The sequence below is a fragment of the Streptomyces sp. NRRL F-525 genome (assembly GCF_000716605.1).
GTDB lineage: Bacteria > Actinomycetota > Actinomycetes > Streptomycetales > Streptomycetaceae > Streptomyces.
Genome location: NZ_JNXE01000001.1, coordinates 308,796 through 325,975 on the forward strand (window position 1 = coordinate 308,796; position 17,180 = coordinate 325,975).

Sequence of the window (17,180 nt, forward strand, 5' to 3'; positions counted from 1 at the left end):
GCGACGGAGATCAGCTCCGCCGCCGCTCGATCTCCTCCACCAGCTGCGGGAGCACCTGGAAGAGATCTCCTACGACGCCGTAGTCGGCGAGTTCGAAGATCGGGGCGTCCTTGTCCTTGTTGACGGCGACGATGGTCCTGGAGGTCTGCATGCCCGCGCGGTGCTGGATCGCTCCGGAGATCCCGGCGGCGAGGTAGAGCTGCGGGGAGACCTGGGTGCCGGTCTGGCCGATCTGGTGGCTGTGCGGGTACCAGCCCGCGTCGACGGCGGCCCGGGACGCTCCGACGGCCGCGCCCAGGGTGTCGGCGACGCGCTCGATCACGGCGAAGTTCTCGGCGCCGTTCACCCCGCGGCCGCCGGAGACGACGATGTCGGCCTCGGTCAGTTCGGGGCGGTCGCCGCGCTCCCGGGGGGTGCGGGAGAGGACCTTGACGGCGGCGGAGGCCGGGCCGAAGACGACGTCCCACTTCTCCAACTCGGCTGCGACGGGGGCCGGTTCGGGTGCCGTGGCGTTCGGCTTCACCGTGATCACCGGGATGCCCCGCGTGATGTGCGCCGTGACCTGGTGGGTGGCCGCGAACGCGGACTGCTCGGTGACCGGGTGGCCGTCCTCGCCCGCCGTGATGTCGACCGCGTCCGTGATCAGCCCCGACTCCAGGCGGAGCGCGACCCGTGCGGCGGTCTCCTTGCCGTCCGGGCTCGACGGCAGCAGGATCGCCGCCGGGGTGGTGCTGCCGGCGATCTGGGTGAGGGCGTCGACGGCCGGGGTGACGAGGAGTTCCCCGACCTCGGGTGCGTCCACGACGTACACCTTGTGCGTGCCGTACCGGCCGAGGGTCTCGGCCGCGGTGTCCGCGCCCGGGCCGAGGAAGACGGCCGACGGCTCGCCCAACCGGCGTGCCAGGGTGAGCAGTTCGAGGGTCGGCTTGCGGACGGTGCCGTCCAGGTGGTCGACGAGGACGAGGATCTCGGCCACGGTGCTGCGCTCCTTGGGTCGGTCGGACGAGCGTGTCGCTCAGACGAACTTCTTGGCGGTGAGGAACGCGGCCAGACCGGCGCCGCCCGCGCCGTCGTCGGTGACGATCTCTCCCTTGGCGCGCGGTGGCCGCCTGGTCGCGGTGTCGACGGCGGATCGCGCACCGGTCCGGCCGACCAGCTCGGTGCCGATGCCGAGATCGGCGAGGTCGAGCGTCTCCAGCGGCTTCTTCTTCGCGGCCATGATCCCCTTGAAGGAGGGGTAACGGGCGTCACCGGAACGGTCGGTCACCGAGACCACGGCCGGCAGCGCGCTGTGGACCCGCACGGTCGCGGAATCGCTCTCGCGGCGGCCGGTCACCGTGCCGTCCTCCACCGCCAGTTCCTCGAGATGGGTGACGGCGGGGACCCCGAGCCGCTCGGCCAGCAGCGCCGGTACGACGCTCATGGTGCCGTCCGTCGAGGCCATTCCGCACAGGACGAGGTCGAAGCCGTGGCGCCCGATCGCCTCGGCCAGTACGAGTGAGGTGCCGAACACGTCGCTGCCCTCGATGTCCTCGTCGCTCACGTGGATCGCCGAGTCGCCGCCCATCGCGAGCGCCTTGCGCAGGGCGTCCTTCGCGTCGTCGGGGCCGACGGTGAGGTAGGAGACCTCGACGTCGGCGCCCGACTCCGCGATCCGCAGGGCCTGTTCGACGGCGTACTCGTCGAGTTCGGACAGCAGCGAGTCGACCGATCCGCGGTCGGTGGTGCCGTCCTCGGTGAAGGTGCGGTCCGCCGTGGCGTCGGGCACGTGCTTCACGCAGACAACGATCTTCACATCGCCCTCCCGAGGGTCTAATGAGTGCTAATAGTTAACTATATAGATCGAGTGAGCGCGAGAGTTCCCCGAGATTCAGTCGAATTAGTTGACTGATTGCGCTGATAGCTGGAAGATCTGGGCAGCTGAGCCGCGAGGAGGCGCCATGGCCGGGGACAGGGACACCGCTGACAGGTACTTCGAGCCACAGGTGGAGACCATGGCCCGGGACCAGCTGCGGGCACGGCAGGAAGAGCGGGTGGTGGAACTCGTCGAGTACGCCTACGCCAACTCCGCCTTCTACCAAGCACTTTGGGACGAGCACGGGGTGCATCCGCGCGACGTCCGCACCCTCGACGACTTCCGGGCCCGCGTCCCGTTCATCACCAAGGACATGGTGCGCGCCCACCGGGTCCGCACCGGCGATCCCTTCGGCGGGCTGCTCTGCGTCCCGGCCGAGGAGCTGACCTCGGTCTCCTCCAGCTCGGGCACCACCGGCGACCCGGAGTTCTTCGCCGAGATCTGGGAGGGCGCGCCGCCCCTGGTCACCGCGCAGGTGCGTGACCTGTGGGAACTCGGCCTCCGGCCCGGGGACCGGGTGCTGAGCCCGCCCGGCACCTTCCGCAACCTCATGGACCCCGGCTACCAGGCGCTCGGCGCGGTCGTCATCGAGGTGGACACCTGGCTCGGGAAGATGGACGAGGTCGTCGAGGCCCTGCGCACGTACCGCCCGGCCTACCTGCAGATGATGTATCCGCAGATGGTCGAGCTGGAGCACCTGGCCGGCCGGACGGACCTCAAGGAGGCGTTCTCCTCCCTCAAGGGCGCCTCCTGCGCCGGGCAGCCCCTCAGCCGGAAGATGCGCGAGCGGATCCGCGAGGACTGGGGCATCGACGTCTACGAGTACACCAGCGCCGCCGACACCGGCACCGCCTGGGAGTGCCGCGAGCACGACGGCTTCCACCTCTGGGAGGACACCGTCTTCGCGGAGTGCGTCGAGGTCGACGAGCACGGCTGGCGCGACGCGGCGGAGGGCGACCTCGGCGAACTGGTCGCCACCGACCTCGACAACCGGGCCGCGCCGCTGATCCGTTACCGCAGCGAGGACCTCGTCCGCCTCTCCCGGGACCGCTGCGGCTGCGGGCGCACCCACGCCCGGATGTGGGTGGCAGGCAGGCGCGGCGACGAGACCCTGGTCCAGGGGCGTTCCGTGGTCCTGCGGGACATCTGGCAGGCGGTCGAGGACCAGCCCGAGACCGTGGCGGGCGTCTTCCAGATCGTCCGCGCCGGACGCGAGGTCGACGAACTGCGCCTGCGCGTCGGCTACGACCCCCGGCTCACCGACGACGTCGACGCCCTGGCCGGACGCCTGGGCGAGGCCGTGCGCGAGCGGACCGGCGTCAAGCCGGTGCTCGACATGCGCACCGAGGAGGACCTGTTGAAGACCATGACCAGCGTCGCCAAGTTCCCCCGGGTGGTGAAGAGTTGATGACCCGCGCCGACACCCTGGCCCGGGCCCGGACCCTCGACCGGCCCGAACTCGCCTACCTCGTACGCTTTCCCACCGCCGACGGCATCCGGGACGTGGAACTGACCTGGGCGGAACTCGCCCGCGACACCGACTGGGCCACCGCCAGGCTCCGGGACCACGGACTGGCCGCGGGACAGCGGGCGTTGCTGACCACCTCCGGGTTCGAGGGCTTCTGGGGGCACGCGATGATCGGCGCCCTGCGCACGCTGAAGGTGACGTACGGCATCGCCGAGGCGATGGGCTGGGACCACCGCAGGACCGCGGTCTTCCACCGCGAACTCGACCCGCACGCGGTCATCGGCCTGTCGGCCGAGACCCTTGAGGGGCTGGCCGGTGCGGCCGACGTCGGTGAGATGTTCCGGACGACGCCGGTCGTACTGGCCCGGCCCGCCGCCGTACCGGTGCTGCGCGGGGTGGGCGTGTCCGCCGCCCTGATGGCGGCCGTCGGCCCGGCCCTCGCCCTTGAGTGCCCCGAGCGGGGTGGCGCGCACGTCAACGCCGCCGAGTGGCGGCTCGGCGTGCGGGACGGGCAGCTGTCCGTGGCGGCGGGGGAGGAGCGCACCTCGCTGCTTGCCGAGACCCCGCTCGGCATCGCCGGGCGCGTGCTCACCGGCCGCTGCGCCTGTGGCAGCGGGGACCCGCGGGTCCTCTTCGCCGGGACCACCAACCAGTCACCGTCATCGAGGAGTTGAGGATGTCCGAAGGAGTGGTCGACGGCCGGGTCGTGGTCGTCACCGGCGCCGGCAACGGGATCGGCCGGGCCCACGCCCTGGCCTTCGCCGCGCACGGAGCGAAGGTCGTCGTCAACGACCTGGGCGGCGCGCGCGACGGCGGAGGCGCCTCGGCAGGACCCGCCCAGACCGTGGTCGACGAGATCGTCGCGGCCGGCGGCGAGGCCGTGGCCAACACGGACGACATCTCCGCCTGGGACGGCGCCGGCCGCCTCGTCCGGCAGGCCGTCGACACCTATGGCGGCCTGGACGTCCTGGTCAACAACGCCGGCATCCTGCGGGACCGGATGATCGTGTCGATGACCGAGCGGGACTGGGACAGTGTGATCGCCGTCCACCTCAAGGGCAGCTTCGCCACCCTGCACCACGCCGCCGCGTACTGGCGCGAGCGCGCCAAGGCCGGTCACGACAACGACGCCCGGGTCATCAACACGACCTCCCCGTCCGGGATCTTCGGCAACCCCGGCCAGTCGAACTACGGCTCCGCCAAGGCCGGCATCGCGAGCCTCACCGTCATCGCCGCCGCCGAACTCGCCCGCTACGGCGTGACGGTGAACGCCATCGCGCCCACCGCGCTCACCCGGCTCACCGAGGACATCGAGATGATGAAACGGGCCGCCGAGGCCCAGGACCTCACCCCCGAAGCCATCTCCCCGCTCGTCGTGTGGCTCGGTTCGGCCGCCTCGCGCGAGGTCACCGGCCGGGTCTTCGGCGTCGTCGGCAACCGCATCACGGTCCTCGAAGGCTGGGTCAACGGCCCCGGCGCGAGCGCGGAGTCGCGCTGGACGCCTGAGGAACTGACCTCGGTCGTCCCGAACTTGGTGGCCAAGGCGGCTCCGAACGCCGACGCCCTGGGCAACAGGAACGGGGCGTGAAGACATGACGACCACTCAAATACCGGTGGCCGAAGGCCTGTTCACCTGGCCTCCCGACGAGAGCACGCCCCTCCGCCTCATCGGCTCGGAGTGCACGGCCTGTGGGCTGGTGAGCTTCCCCGCCGCCTCGGACTGCGTCCGGTGCGCGAGCACGGAGTCGAAAGAACGGCTCCTGGCGGACCGCGGGACGCTCTGGACGTACACCACCCAGGACTTCAGGCCGCCGTCCCCGCCGTACGACGGCCCCGAGGCCTTCGAGCCGTACGCGGTCGGGTACATCGAACTCCCCGGCGAACTGCTGGTCGAGGCCCGCCTGACCGAACCCGACCCGGACAGGCTGCGGATCGGGCAGGACATGCGGCTGACGCTCGTGCCGTACCGCGTGCAGGACGACGGCACCGAGGTCATGACGTTCGCGTTCGCCCCGGCCGAGGAGGAGACACCGTGACAGAGGCCGTCATCATCGGCGTGGGGCTCCATCCCTTCGGCCGGTTCCCCGGCAAGCCCGCACTGGACATGGGCGCGGACGCGGTACGGCTCGCGCTCGCCGACGCGGGCGTCAACTGGCCGCAGATCCAGGGCGGTTACATCGGCAGCTACGAGGTCGCCAACCCGGACGCCATCGTCGCCCGGCTCGGCCTGACCGGCGTACCCCTGCGCGGGGTGTTCAACGGCTGTGCCACGGCCGGTACTTCGGTGGCGCTGGCCGCCCGCGCCATCGAGACCGGCGAGCACGACCTGACCATCGCGATCGGCCTGGACAAGCACCCGCGCGGGGCGTTCGCCGCCGACCCGTCCGTGGCCGGCATCCCCTCCTGGTACGGACAGACCGGCCTCTTCCTCACCACCCACTTCTTCGGCATGAAGATCAACCGCTACATGCACGACCACGGCATCTCCCACGAGACGCTCGCGCGCGTCGCGGCCAAGAACTTCGGCAACGCGGCCCGGAACGAGAAGGCCTGGCGCCGAACTCCCTTGTCCGTGGCGGAGATTCTGGCCTCGCCCGTACTCAACCACCCCCTCCGCCAGTACATGTACTGCGGCCCGGACGAAGGTGCGGCGGCCCTCGTGCTGTGCCGGGCCGACCAGGCCCACAAGTACACCGGGAAGCCGGTACGGATCCGGTCCACCGCCCTGCGCAGCCGTCGGCTCGGCGCCTTCGAGGTGCAGAGCCCGTCTTTCCCGGTCGGGGAGCTCGTCGCGAGCCCGACCGTAGACGCCTCGCGGGAGGCGTACGAACGCGCGGGCATCGGCCCCGAGGACGTCGACGTCGCCCAACTCCAGGACACCGACGCCGGATCGGAGGTCATCCACATGGCAGAGAACGGCCTCTGCAAGGACGGCGAACAGGAACGCCTCATCGCCGAGGGCGCCACCGAGATCGGCGGCAGACTCCCGGTCAACACCGACGGCGGACTCCTCGGCAACGGCGAACCGATCGGCGCCTCCGGACTGCGCCAGATCCACGAGATCGTCCTCCAACTGCGCGGCGCGGCGGGAGACCGGCAGATCCCCGGCACCCCACGCGTCGGCTACACCCACCTGTACGGCGCGCCTGGCGTGTCGGCGGTCACCATCCTGAGCACCTGAGGGCGGAGCGGACATGGCAGACGACATGCAGGACTTCGCGGCCGAGGCACGCGCCTTCCTCGACGCCCACGCGGCCAAGGCCCCCGACCGCACCGCCCCCGTCTGGGGCGAGGGCGACGACTCGATGGCGTACTTCAGCAGCCTTCCGCCCGAGGCGGAACAGGAGCACGTACAGCGGGCGCGCGACTGGCAGCGCGTCCGCCACGAGAACGGCTTCGGCTGGATCACCGGCCCGACGGAGTACGGCGGCCGGGGCCTGACCCCCGTCCACGACCTGGTCTACGACGCCGTCGAGTCCGAGTACGACGTCGCCGACACCGGTGTGCTCAGCGTGATCGGCCTCGGCATGATCGGGCCGACGATCCTCGCCCACGCCCAACCACCCATCAAGCAGCGGTGGTTGCCCGCGATGTACCGCGGGGACGCCGTCGCCTGCCAGCTGTTCAGCGAACCCGGCGCCGGCTCCGACCTCGCGAGCGTGGCCACCAAGGCGGTGCGCGAGGGCGAGAGTTGGGTGCTGAACGGCCAGAAGGTGTGGACCTCGGTCGCCCAGCACAGCCAGATCGGGCTCGCGCTCACCCGGACGAACCCGGACGCGCCCAAGCACCGCGGGATCACCGCCTTCCTGGTCCCCATGGACGCCCCCGGCGTCGAGGTCAGACCACTGCGGCAGATGACCGGCGGCGCGGACTTCAACGAGGTCTTCCTCACCGACGTCCGCATCCCCGACGACCACCGGCTCGGCGAGGTCGACGGCGGCTGGACCGTCGCCCTGACCACCCTGATGAACGAGCGCGCGACCGTCGGCAGCGAGGGCGCGGGACCGGTGGCCGCCGCGCTGTCCCCGGACCACCTCTCGGCCCTGATGCGCGCCACCTGGACCTGGGACGACCGCGCCCTGCGCGCCCGGCTCGCGGAACTCCTCGTGGACGCCCTGGCCACCCGGTACCTCAACACCCGGGCCCTGCGCACGCTTCGCGCGGGGGGCACGCCGGGTCCCGAGATGTCCGTCTCGAAGCTGATGTACGGCCAGAACCTCACCCGCGCCGCACACTTCGTGTCCGACGCACTCGGACCCCGGATCATCGCCGACACCGGACAGTGGGGCACCTACGCCTGGTCCGAACTGCTCCTCGCCACCCCGGCGTTGCGCATCCTCGGCGGCACCGAGGAGATCATGAAGAACATCCTCGCGGAACGCGTCCTCGGACTGCCCAAGGAGGTGCGGTCATGACCGCCGACGAGAGCGAATTGCGCGAACTGCGAGCCTCAGTAAGGGAGTTCCTGGAAGCCAAGTCACCCGAGGAGGCCGTGCGCAAGCTCATGGAGAGCGAGCCGCGCTTCGACCCGGCGGTGTGGGCGCAGGCGGCCGACCAACTGCGGTTGCCGGGCCTGGTGATCCCGGAGGAGTACGGCGGCGACGGCTTCGGCCTCGTCGAACTCGGCGTCGTACTGGAGGAGATGGGCCGGGCCCTGCTGTGCGCCCCCTTCTTCGCGACGGTCGTGCTCGCGGCCCAGGCGCTGCTCGCCTCCGGTGACCGGGAGGCCTGCGCACGTCACCTCCTGGGCATCGCGGCCGGCGGGACGACGGCCGCCCTCGCGGTGGCGGAGGACAGCGGATCCTGGGACCCCGCGCTGATCTCGGCGCGTGCGGTGCCGGACGGGGACGGCGGCTGGAAGCTGACCGGCCGCAAGTCCTTCGTCATCGACGGTACGACCGCCGACCTGGTCCTCGTCGTCGCCCGCACCGTCGCCGGTCCCTCGCTCTTCGCCGTGGACCGGGACGCCGTAGGACTGGCGGGCGAACCCATGGAGACCCTGGATGCCACCCGGGCGATGGCCCGGCTGACGTTCGACGCGGTGCCCGCGACACTCGTCGGCTCGGACGGGGCGGGCGGGCGCACCATGGCCAAGGTCCTGGACGTCGCGTCGGTCGCCCTCGCCGCCGAGCAGTCGGGCGGGGCCCGCAGGTGCCTGGAGTTGAGCACCGAACACGCCCGTACCCGGCACCAGTTCGGCCGGCCGATCGGTGCCTTCCAGGCGGTCAAGCACAAGTGCGCGGACATGCTCGTCCAGGTCGAACTGGCCGAGGCCGCGTCCCGGGAGGCGGCGCGACTGGCCGACGAGGGCTCCGCGGAGTTCCCCGTCGCCGCGGCCGTGGCACACGCCTGCTGCTCACGGGCGTACATGTTCGCCGCCATGGAGAACATCCAGGTCCACGGCGGCATCGGCTTCACCTGGGAGCACCCGGCGCACCTGTACTTCCGGCGGGCGAAGTCCTCGCAGCTGCTGTTCGGCGGGCCCGCCGTGTACCACGAGAGGCTGCTGGACCGGCTCGGCATCTGAGGAGGACACGACGACGAGGAAGGCCCCGAGGTGGTGACCTCGGGGCCTTCCTCGTCGTCGGTGCCGGTCAGCCCCTGGCGGCCTCGCCGAGCAGCGCCTTCGCGATGATGACCTGCTGGATCTGACTGGTGCCCTCGTAGATACGGAACAGCCGGGCGTCGCGGTAGAAGCGCTCGACGGCGACCCCGCGCATGTAGCCCGCCCCGCCGTGGACCTGGACCGCGCGGTCCGCGACCCGCCACACCATCTCGCTGGCGAAGTACTTCGTGCAGGACGGGCCGATCTTGGTGTCCGTGCCGGCGTCGAACGCGCGGGCCGCCTCCAGGACCGTGGCGCGGCCGGCGTAGTAGTCGGTCATGGAGTCGGCGATCAGGCCCTGGACGAGCTGGAAGGAGCCGATGAGCTTCCCGGACTGGCGGCGGGTGCTGGCGTACTCCACGGACTCGTCGACGAGCCGCTCGGCCATGCCCACGCACAGGGACGAGATGTGCACCCGGCCGTGTGCGATGCAGCCCATCGCCGTGCCGAAGCCCCGGTCGAGGCCCGCCTCGCCGCCGACGAGGGCGGACGCGGGAACGCGTACGTCGTCGAAGTACACGTCCGCCGTCCAGGCGCCGAACTGGCCCATCTTGTGGTCCTTGGGAGCCACGGTGAGACCCGGAGTGCCCGCCGGGACAAGGAAGGTGGAGATGCCGCGGGTGCGCGGGGCGTCGGGGTCGGTGCGGGCGAAGACCATGAAGACGTCGGCGAGCGGGGCGTTGGTGATGTACCGCTTGGCACCGTTGATCACCCACTCGTCGCCGTCCAGGTGTGCCCTCGTGGTCAGGGTCGAAGGGTCGGAACCCGCCTCCGCCTCGGTGAGCGCGAACGACGCCAGGACGTCGCCCGAGGCGATCCTCGGCAGCCACTCCGCCTTCTGCTCCTCGGTGCCCCCGACCATCAGGACATGCCCGGCGATGCCGTTGTTGGTCCCGAACATCGAGCGCAGGGCCGGGGTGGTGTACCCCAGCTCGAACATCAACTGGGCCTCCTCGTACATCGACAGCCCCAGCCCGCCGTACTCCTCGGGCAGCGCGAAGCCGAACAGGCCCATCTTCTTGGCCGCCTCGCGGATCTCCGCGGGCATCTCGTCCTTCTCGTCGATCTCCGCCTCGAGCGGTACGACGCGCTCGCGCACGAAGCGCCGGACCTCGGACAGCACCGCGCTGAAGTCAGCCGCGTCCATGTCGACTCCCTTATTGCCCTTGGTTATCTGTTTCTGTCTCGTCCGGCTTCCGCTCCGGCCGGTAGCACACGGCCAGCAGCGCGGCGGCGCTCGCCGTACCGACCCCCACGGCCAGCAACGCGGGCCCCACGCCCGCGCGTTGGCGCCGCAGCACCCCGTCCAGCGAGTACCTGCCGGGGCCCAGCGCCGCCAGAGCGACGGCCGCGCCGCCCACGACACCGACGTACTCCCAGCCGCCCTTGAAGACGAAGAAACCCTTGCCCCGGTGGTCGGTTCGGGCGGCCACAGTCATCAGACCGACGGCCGCCGCAGCCGGTAGGGGATTGGCCGCGCCCAGCGTGATCCCCACGCCGGCCGCCATCTCCGCCCCGGCCGCCATGCGCGCGTGCACCCCGGCGGGCCGGAGACCGAGTGCCTCGAACCAACCCGCCGTGCCCTTGAGTCCGCCCGGCCCGGCGACCTTGTTCCAGCCGTGCGCGAAGAGCATCGGGCCGAGCGTCGCCCGTAGGACGAGCGCGGCGACGTCGTGGCCCCGTGCTGTCACTGGCCGACTCCGGTGGCCCGGCCCGCGGGGGCGACACCGTACAACTGCGGTACGGCGTCCACGAGTTCGTCGTAGGTGAGGGCCTGGCCCGACTCGCTGGGGTGGACGGCGGCGACGGTCCAGCCCTGGAGCCGGTTGAGCCGGTTGCCCTCGATGCGCAGGACCTGGCCGGTCAGCCAGGCCGCGCTGTCGGAGGCCAGGTAGACGACGACGCCCGAGGCGTTGGCGGGGTCGCGCGGGTCGAAGCCGTCGACGGCCTGCAGCGATTCGCCGACGGACAGGCCGTCCGTCATCCGGGTGGCCGCGATCGGCGAGATGGCATTCGCGGTGACGCCGTACTTGCGCATCTCCAGGGCGGTGAGGACCGTGAGACCGGCGATCCCGGCCTTCGCGGCACCGTAGTTGGACTGCCCCTGGTTGCCGAACAGGCCTGTCCCCGAAGTGGTGTTGATGACGCGGCCGGTGACGCGCTCACCCCGCTTCGACGCCTCGCGCCAGTACGCGCACGCGTGCCGGGTGAGCGCGAACGTGCCCTTGAGGTGGACCGCGATCACGGCGTCGAACTCGGCCTCGGTCATCGAGAACACCATGCGGTCGCGCACGATCCCCGCGTTGTTCACGACGATGTCGAGGCGCCCGAACTCCGCGACCGTGTCCGCGACCATGGTCTCGGTCGCCGCCCAGTCCGTCACCGACGCGTGGTTGGCGACCGCCTGCCCGCCGAGCTTGGTGATCTCGGCGACCACCTCGTCGGCGGGGGAGTCGCCGGTGCTCTCCCCGTGCACGCCGGAGCCGAGATCGTTCACCACCACGGTCGCGCCGGCCTCGGCCAGCGCCAGGCAGTGCGCCCGGCCGAGCCCCCTGCCACCGCCGGTCACGACGGCGACCTTGTCGTCGAGGATGCCCACCTGCTACCTCCCGGTTGTGTCGAGTTCGCGGAGTACGTCGTCGGTGTGTTCGCCGAGCGTCGGCGCACCGCTGCGTGGTTTGTCGTCAACACCCCAGAAACTGACGGGTGTTGCCACGGTCCGCAGCGGAGGCGCGTCACCCATGCCGGGCTGTTCGACGAACGCGCCGATCGCTTCTGCCTGCGGATCGGCCGCCACCTCGGCCAGGGTCTGCACCGGCGCCCACCACACGCCCTCGGCGTCGAACCGCCGCGCCCACTCGTCGAGTGGCCGACGCGCGAACTCCTCGTCGAACACGGCGATCAACTCCCGTACGTGCGCTCGCCGTTGCTTGCCCGTCGCGAACCGCTCGTCCGTCTCCAGGTCCGCGCGGCCGAGTGCCTTGACGACGCCGGGCCAGTGCCGGTTGCCCTCCAGACCGACCAGCCAGAACCAGCGGTCGTCGGCGGCCCGGTAGGAGTTGTAGAGCGGGGACTCGTGCTCGGTGCGGTGCCGGGTGCGGCCGCGCCTGCCGAAGAAGTTCTGCAGGGCCAGGTCGTTCCCGTTGGCGTAGGTGCCGGCGCGGAGCAGCGAGACGTCCACGACGCCGCCCTCGCCGGTGCGTTCGCGGCGCAGCAGCGCGGCCAGGACGCCGGCCACCAGGTTGGCGGCGGCCGTACGGTCACCAAGTCCCGGGCGGATGCCGGGCGGCGGCTCACCCGCCGGGTTGAGCATGGCGGCGATGCCGGGCCGCGCCCAGAAGGCGGAGACGTCGTACCCGGCACGGTCGCGCTCCGCGCCCGTCCAGCCGTAGCCCGTCAACGTGCCGACGACCAGGCGGGGATGGCGGGCGCGCAGCTCGTCCGGGGCCAGGCCCAGTCGTTCCAGCGCGCCGGGGCGGAGGTTGGTGACGAAGACGTCGGCGCGCTCCAACAGCCGTTCCAGTACCGCCTTGCCGTCCTCCGCGCGCAGGTCGAGGACGATCCCGCGCTTGCCGCGGTTGTCGGTCTCGAACGGCGGCGCGCTGTCGATGTCCTGGCCGACATGGCGGAGCGTGTAGCGGTTGGGATCGCCGGTCGGCGCCTCCACCTTCACCACGTCCGCGCCCCAGTCCGCGAGCATGGTGGCCGCGGCCGGAGCCGCCACCCACATGCCCAGTTCGACGACCGAAATGCCCTCCAGTGGCCGCACGGCCCACCTCCCTGTCTGTCGGTCCGCCCGCTACTTGCCCTGGAAGTCGCCGGGGCGGCGCTCCCGGAAGGCCTTCAGTCCCTCGGCCCGGTCCTCGGCGGAGAAGAGCACCGAGACGGTCTCGCGTTCGTAGGAGATCGCCGCATCCAGGTCCATCCCGAGGCCGTAGTCGATCAGCCGCTTGCCCGCCGCGAGGGCCAGCGGGGCCCCGGCCGTCAGTGCGGCGGCGAGTGCCTCGGCGGCGCTCAACACCTCTCCGGGCTCGGCGAGTTCGTTGACCAGCCCGAGCGCGTGGGCCCGTTCCGCGTCGATCGGTTCGCCGGTGAGGATCATCTGCTTGGCGATCGCGGGCGGGATCAGACGCGGCAGCCGCTGTGTGCCGCCCGCGCCCGGCAGTACGCCGAGTTTCATCTCGGGCAGGCCCAGCCGGGCGCCCCGCTCCGCCACCCGCAGGTCGCAGGCGAGCGCCAGCTCCAGACCGCCGCCGAAGGCGAATCCGTGGACGGCCGCGACCGAGGGCTTGGGGAAGTCCTCCAACAGCGCGTACGCGTCGGTGAGTTGCTGGACGAAGGAATGGAACTGCCGGGGTGCCGTGAACGACTCGATCTCACCGATGTCGGCCCCGGCCGAGAAGGCCCGGCCCGCCCCGGTCACCACCAGGGCGCGCACGTCGTCGTTGTCGCGCAGCTCGTCCAGAGCCCGGGTGAGCCGGTCCACGGTTTCGGAGCCGATCGCGTTGAGCTGCCCCGGCCGGTCTAGGGTCAACACGGCGATCCGGTCCCGGAGTTCGACACGCAGCACGGTGTCCACCTCAGACCATCGTGAGTCCGCCGCTGACCGAGAGCGTCTGCCCGGTCATGTAGGCGGCGTCGTCGGACGCGAGGAAGGCCACCACACCGGCGATGTCGGCCGGCTGCGCGACGCGGCGCAACGGGATCGCCCGCACGGTCGCGTCGTACATCTTCTGGCTGTACTCGGCGACCTGCCCGAGCAGCGCGGTGTCGGTGGGCCCCGGGCAGACGCTGTTCACGGTGATCCCGTGCCGGGCCACCTCGCGGGCCAGGGCCTTGCCGAAGGCGATGACCCCGCCCTTCGTCGCCGAGTAAACGACCTCACCGGACGAGCCGACCCGGCCGGCGTCCGAGGCGATGTGGACGATCCGGCCGCCGCCCCGCTCGATCATCGGGTCGAGGACGGCCCGGGTCATCGTGATCGTCCCGCGCAGATTGACGGCGATGATCCGGTCCCAGGTCTCCTCGGAGCTGTCGGCGAACCGGCCGATGACGTCGACGGCCGCGTTGTTCACCAGGACGTCCACCGGGCCGAGTTCGGCGGCCACCCGGTCCACGGCCGCGCGTACGGCCGCGCTGTCGGAGATGTCCGCGCCGACTCCCGTGGCCCGCACGCCGTACCGCTCCGCGAGCAGGCCCGCGACCTTGCCGGCCGCCTCCGCGTCCAGGTCGCAGACGGCGACCGAGGCTCCCTGGGCGGCGAGCCGGCCGGCGATCGCCTCGCCGATGCCGCGGCCCGCTCCGGTGACGAGCGCCACCTTGTCCCGTACGCTCACGCGCCCTCCCTCGCCCGGCTGTCGATACAGCGCTATCGTATAACTACTTCAGCTAAATAAGCGAGATGCCTGAGCGGAGTCGAGCATGCGCCGAACGATCTTCACCGAGGAGCACGAGCTGTTCCGGGAGACCGCCCGCTCCTACTACCTGCGGGAATGTGCCCCGTACGCCGAGCAGTGGGAGCGGGACGGGCAGGTGAGCCGGGCCGCGTGGACGGCGGCGGGCAAGGCCGGGCTGATCGGCTGGCAGTTCCCGGAGGAGTGCGGCGGCCAGGGGATCTGGGACTTCCGCTACAACGCCATCATGGCGGAGGAGATGGCGGCCACCAGCTCGGTCGGCATCGGGCTCGGACTGCAGAATGACGTCATCCCGCCCTATCTGACGCAGCTCACCACCCTTGAGCAGAAGGCCCGTTGGCTGCCCGGAGTGATCAGCGGCGAGACGATCTGCGCGCTCGCGCTGTCCGAACCGGCCGCCGGCTCCGACCTCAAGGCCATCCGCACCACCGCCCGCCGGGACGGCGACGAGTGGGTGATCGACGGGTCCAAGACCTTCATCACCAACGGCATCCTGGCCGACCTGGTCATCGTCGCCTGCAAGACCGACCCGGAGGCCGGGCACAAGGGCATCAGCCTGATCGTCGTCGAGCGGGACACCGAAGGCTTCGAGCGGGGGCGCAAGCTCGACAAGGTCGGGATGAAGGCGCAGGACACCGCCGAACTCTTCTTCCACGAGGTCCGCGTCCCCGCCGAGAACCTCATCGGGCAGGAGAACCGCGGTTTCTACCACATGATGGGCAACCTCCCGACCGAGCGCCTCGCCATCGCCGTCTCCTCGCTGGCGGCCGCCGAGCGGGCGTACGAACTGGCGCTGGACTACGCCAAGACCCGCACCGCGTTCGGGCAGCCGATCGGGGAGTTCCAGGCGAACCGGTTCGCCCTCGCGGACATCAAGGCCAAGCTGGGTGCCGCCCGCGTCTACGTCGACGGCTGCATCATGGCCCTGTTCCAGGGCGAGTTGACGGCCGAGGAGGCCGCGGCGGCCAAGTACTGGACCTCGGAGACCGGCTGGCAGGTCATCGACCGCTGCATGCAGCTCTTCGGCGGCTACGGCTACGTCAACGAGTACGAGATCGCCCGGATCTGGCGGGACAGCCGGGTGCAGCGGGTCTTCGGCGGCACCTCGGAGATCATGCAGGAGATCATCGGGCGCTCGCTGGGGCTCTGACATCGGGTGCACTCATTGACTACCTTGGATAAATAGGTTAGCTATTTAACCTGGATGAGTGCACGGCCGCTTCCGACTTCCGACCCCTTCCGAAAGCCCTTGGAGTCAAGAGCATGCATTCCGCCCGCCGCCTGACGTTCGGCGACATCATCCGTGAGCACCGCAGGTCCTTCCCCGACGGCATCGCCCTCGTCGACGGTGAAGTCCGGCTGACCTGGCCGCAGTTGGACGAGCGCACCAACCGCCTCGCCCAGGCCCTCACGATCGCCGGGGTCGGCCCCGGTGACCGGATCCTCTGGCTGGGGCAGAACTCCTTCCGCATCTGGGAACTGCTCGGCGCCGCCGCGAAGATCGGTGCCATGGTCTGTCCCGGCTACTGGCGCTGGGCCGCCCCCGAAATGGCGTTCGCGGTCGAGGACTTCGACCCCAAGGTCGTGGTCTGGCAGGACGAGGAGATCGGCGACACGGTCGGCAAGGCACGGGCCGAACTGGGCAGCGACCACCGGGCGTTGTGGCTGCGGCACGATGCGGAGGGCCCCGGCTCCTACGAGGCGTTCCTGGCCTCCGGCGCGGCCGAGGACCCGGCCGTCGACGTCGACCCGGACTCCGCGCTGCTGGTCATCTACACCGCGGCGATCTCCGGCCGCCAGTCCGGCTCGATGCTCTCGCACCGCAACCTCCTCGCCATGGGCGCGAGTTCCGCCTGGATGGGGGACATCGGCACCGAGACCGCCTTCCTCGGCGCCGGACCGATGTTCCACATCGGCAACTACCAGTTCTGGGGCGTCCCGGCCTTCGTGCACGGCGGCAAGAACGTCGTCGTCCGCCGGGTCGTCGCGGAGGAGCTGCTCCCGCTGCTGGCGGAGGAGCGGTGCACGCACGCGTACCTGATGCCGCCGACGATCGCCCAACTCGTCGCCCTCAACCGGGAAGCGGGCCACGACCTCTCACACCTGCGGGCCAGCGTCGCCGCCCCCCTGTGGCAGGGCACGGTCCCCACCGACACCAGCCGCTTCACCCGCAACGGCGGCGGCGAGGGCCGCGGCTACGGCCAGACCGAGGTGACCGGCTTCGCCGTGACCGGCGCCTACGGCGGCACGGGCACCGGCAACGCGGGACGCCCCGGCCCCTTCACCGCCGTACGCGTCCTGGACGGCACCGGCAAGGAGTGCGAGATCGGCCACGCCGGCGAGATCTGCGTGCGCGGTGATCTGGTGCACCTCGGCTACTGGAACCGGCCCGAGATCAACGAGGAGCGTTTCCGCTTCGGTTGGTGGCACACCACCGACCTCGGCCGGCGCGAGGCGGACGGCACGATCAGCTTCCTCGGCACCACGACCCGCATGCTCAAGTCGGCGGCCGAGAACATCTTCCCGGCCGAGGTGGAGAACTGCATCGAGTCCCACCCGGCGGTGAAGGAGGCCGCCGTCATCGGCGTCCCGAACGAGCGCTGGGCGCAGGACGTCAAAGCGGTCGTCGTCCTCCACCCGGACGCCGAACCGGTCACGGCCGCGGACGTCATCGAACACTGCCGGGCCCGGATCGCCTCGTACAAGAAGCCGAAGACGGTGGAGTTCGTCGAGGCGCTGCCGCGCACCAAGGACTTCGGCAAGGACTACGAGGCGCTCGACGAGCGCTTCGGCGGGGGCGGCTACCCCGGCGGCGAGCAGCTCGGCGCGGGGCGGTGA

The 17,180-nt window shown here is 71.2% G+C and carries 17 protein-coding genes; 9 read left to right on the top strand and 8 right to left on the bottom strand.

Annotation, left to right across the window (positions count from 1 at the left end; translation table 11 throughout):
- Positions 1–10: 10 nt before the first annotated feature.
- Positions 11–976: an electron transfer flavoprotein subunit alpha/FixB family protein gene (locus OO69_RS01360; protein ID WP_033278444.1), complete on the bottom strand. Its 966-nt coding sequence runs from the start codon at positions 974–976 to the stop codon at positions 11–13.
- Positions 977–1,015: 39 nt separating this feature from the next.
- A complete protein-coding gene (locus OO69_RS01365; RefSeq protein ID WP_420707843.1) occupies positions 1,016–1,777 on the bottom strand; it encodes an electron transfer flavoprotein subunit beta/FixA family protein in 762 nt (253 codons plus the stop codon).
- Positions 1,778–1,940: 163 nt separating this feature from the next.
- Between OO69_RS01365 and OO69_RS01370 the strand changes: the two genes are divergently transcribed.
- From OO69_RS01370 to OO69_RS01400, 7 genes are read left to right on the top strand one after another with little or no spacing between them, the layout of a single operon-like run.
- A complete protein-coding gene (locus tag OO69_RS01370; RefSeq protein ID WP_033278446.1) occupies positions 1,941–3,263 on the top strand; it encodes a phenylacetate--CoA ligase family protein in 1,323 nt (440 codons plus the stop codon).
- Entirely contained in the window at positions 3,263–3,997 is a 735-nt protein-coding gene (locus OO69_RS01375) for a hypothetical protein (protein ID WP_033278447.1), read from the top strand. Before OO69_RS01370 ends, OO69_RS01375 begins: the two co-directional genes overlap by 1 nt.
- Positions 3,998–3,999: 2 nt before the next feature.
- Positions 4,000–4,911, top strand: coding sequence for an SDR family oxidoreductase (locus OO69_RS01380; protein WP_033278448.1), 912 nt, complete (start codon positions 4,000–4,002; stop codon positions 4,909–4,911).
- Positions 4,912–4,915: 4 nt separating this feature from the next.
- Positions 4,916–5,359: a Zn-ribbon domain-containing OB-fold protein gene (locus tag OO69_RS01385; RefSeq protein WP_078652248.1), complete on the top strand. Its 444-nt coding sequence runs from the start codon at positions 4,916–4,918 to the stop codon at positions 5,357–5,359.
- On the top strand, positions 5,356–6,504 hold the full coding sequence (locus tag OO69_RS01390) for a thiolase family protein (RefSeq protein WP_033278449.1): 1,149 nt from the start codon (positions 5,356–5,358) through the stop codon (positions 6,502–6,504). Before OO69_RS01385 ends, OO69_RS01390 begins: the two co-directional genes overlap by 4 nt.
- A 13-nt stretch (positions 6,505–6,517) precedes the next feature.
- On the top strand, positions 6,518–7,738 hold the full coding sequence (locus OO69_RS01395) for an acyl-CoA dehydrogenase family protein (protein WP_033278450.1): 1,221 nt from the start codon (positions 6,518–6,520) through the stop codon (positions 7,736–7,738).
- On the top strand, positions 7,735–8,850 hold the full coding sequence (locus OO69_RS01400; protein WP_033278451.1) for an acyl-CoA dehydrogenase family protein: 1,116 nt from the start codon (positions 7,735–7,737) through the stop codon (positions 8,848–8,850). The genes OO69_RS01395 and OO69_RS01400 overlap by 4 nt, the downstream gene beginning before the upstream one ends.
- A 67-nt stretch (positions 8,851–8,917) precedes the next feature.
- Here OO69_RS01400 and OO69_RS01405 read toward each other — a convergent pair whose 3' ends face one another.
- From OO69_RS01405 to OO69_RS01430, 6 genes are read right to left on the bottom strand one after another with little or no spacing between them, the layout of a single operon-like run.
- Positions 8,918–10,075, bottom strand: a complete 1,158-nt coding sequence (locus tag OO69_RS01405) for an acyl-CoA dehydrogenase family protein (protein WP_033278452.1) — start codon at positions 10,073–10,075, stop codon at positions 8,918–8,920.
- Positions 10,076–10,085: 10 nt separating this feature from the next.
- Positions 10,086–10,619 carry a DoxX family protein gene (locus OO69_RS01410; RefSeq protein ID WP_033278453.1) on the bottom strand — a complete coding sequence of 178 codons (534 nt, stop codon included), beginning with the start codon at positions 10,617–10,619 and terminating at the stop codon, positions 10,086–10,088.
- Positions 10,616–11,527, bottom strand: coding sequence for an SDR family NAD(P)-dependent oxidoreductase (locus tag OO69_RS01415; RefSeq protein WP_033278454.1), 912 nt, complete (start codon positions 11,525–11,527; stop codon positions 10,616–10,618). The genes OO69_RS01410 and OO69_RS01415 overlap by 4 nt, the downstream gene beginning before the upstream one ends.
- Before the next feature lie 3 nt (positions 11,528–11,530).
- Positions 11,531–12,697, bottom strand: coding sequence for a CaiB/BaiF CoA transferase family protein (locus OO69_RS01420; protein WP_033278455.1), 1,167 nt, complete (start codon positions 12,695–12,697; stop codon positions 11,531–11,533).
- A gap of 30 nt (positions 12,698–12,727) precedes the next feature.
- Entirely contained in the window at positions 12,728–13,507 is a 780-nt protein-coding gene (locus OO69_RS01425; RefSeq protein ID WP_033278456.1) for an enoyl-CoA hydratase/isomerase family protein, read from the bottom strand.
- Position 13,508: 1 nt separating this feature from the next.
- The gene (locus OO69_RS01430; protein WP_033278457.1) at positions 13,509–14,264 is read right to left on the bottom strand and encodes an SDR family NAD(P)-dependent oxidoreductase; all 756 of its coding nucleotides are present in this window, start codon (positions 14,262–14,264) and stop codon (positions 13,509–13,511) included.
- Positions 14,265–14,349: 85 nt separating this feature from the next.
- Between OO69_RS01430 and OO69_RS01435 the strand changes: the two genes are divergently transcribed.
- Both OO69_RS01435 and OO69_RS01440 read left to right on the top strand, forming a co-directional pair.
- The gene (locus OO69_RS01435; protein WP_033278458.1) at positions 14,350–15,492 is read left to right on the top strand and encodes an acyl-CoA dehydrogenase family protein; all 1,143 of its coding nucleotides are present in this window, start codon (positions 14,350–14,352) and stop codon (positions 15,490–15,492) included.
- A 113-nt stretch (positions 15,493–15,605) separates the two neighbouring features.
- The gene (locus OO69_RS01440) at positions 15,606–17,180 is read left to right on the top strand and encodes an AMP-binding protein (RefSeq protein WP_033278459.1); all 1,575 of its coding nucleotides are present in this window, start codon (positions 15,606–15,608) and stop codon (positions 17,178–17,180) included.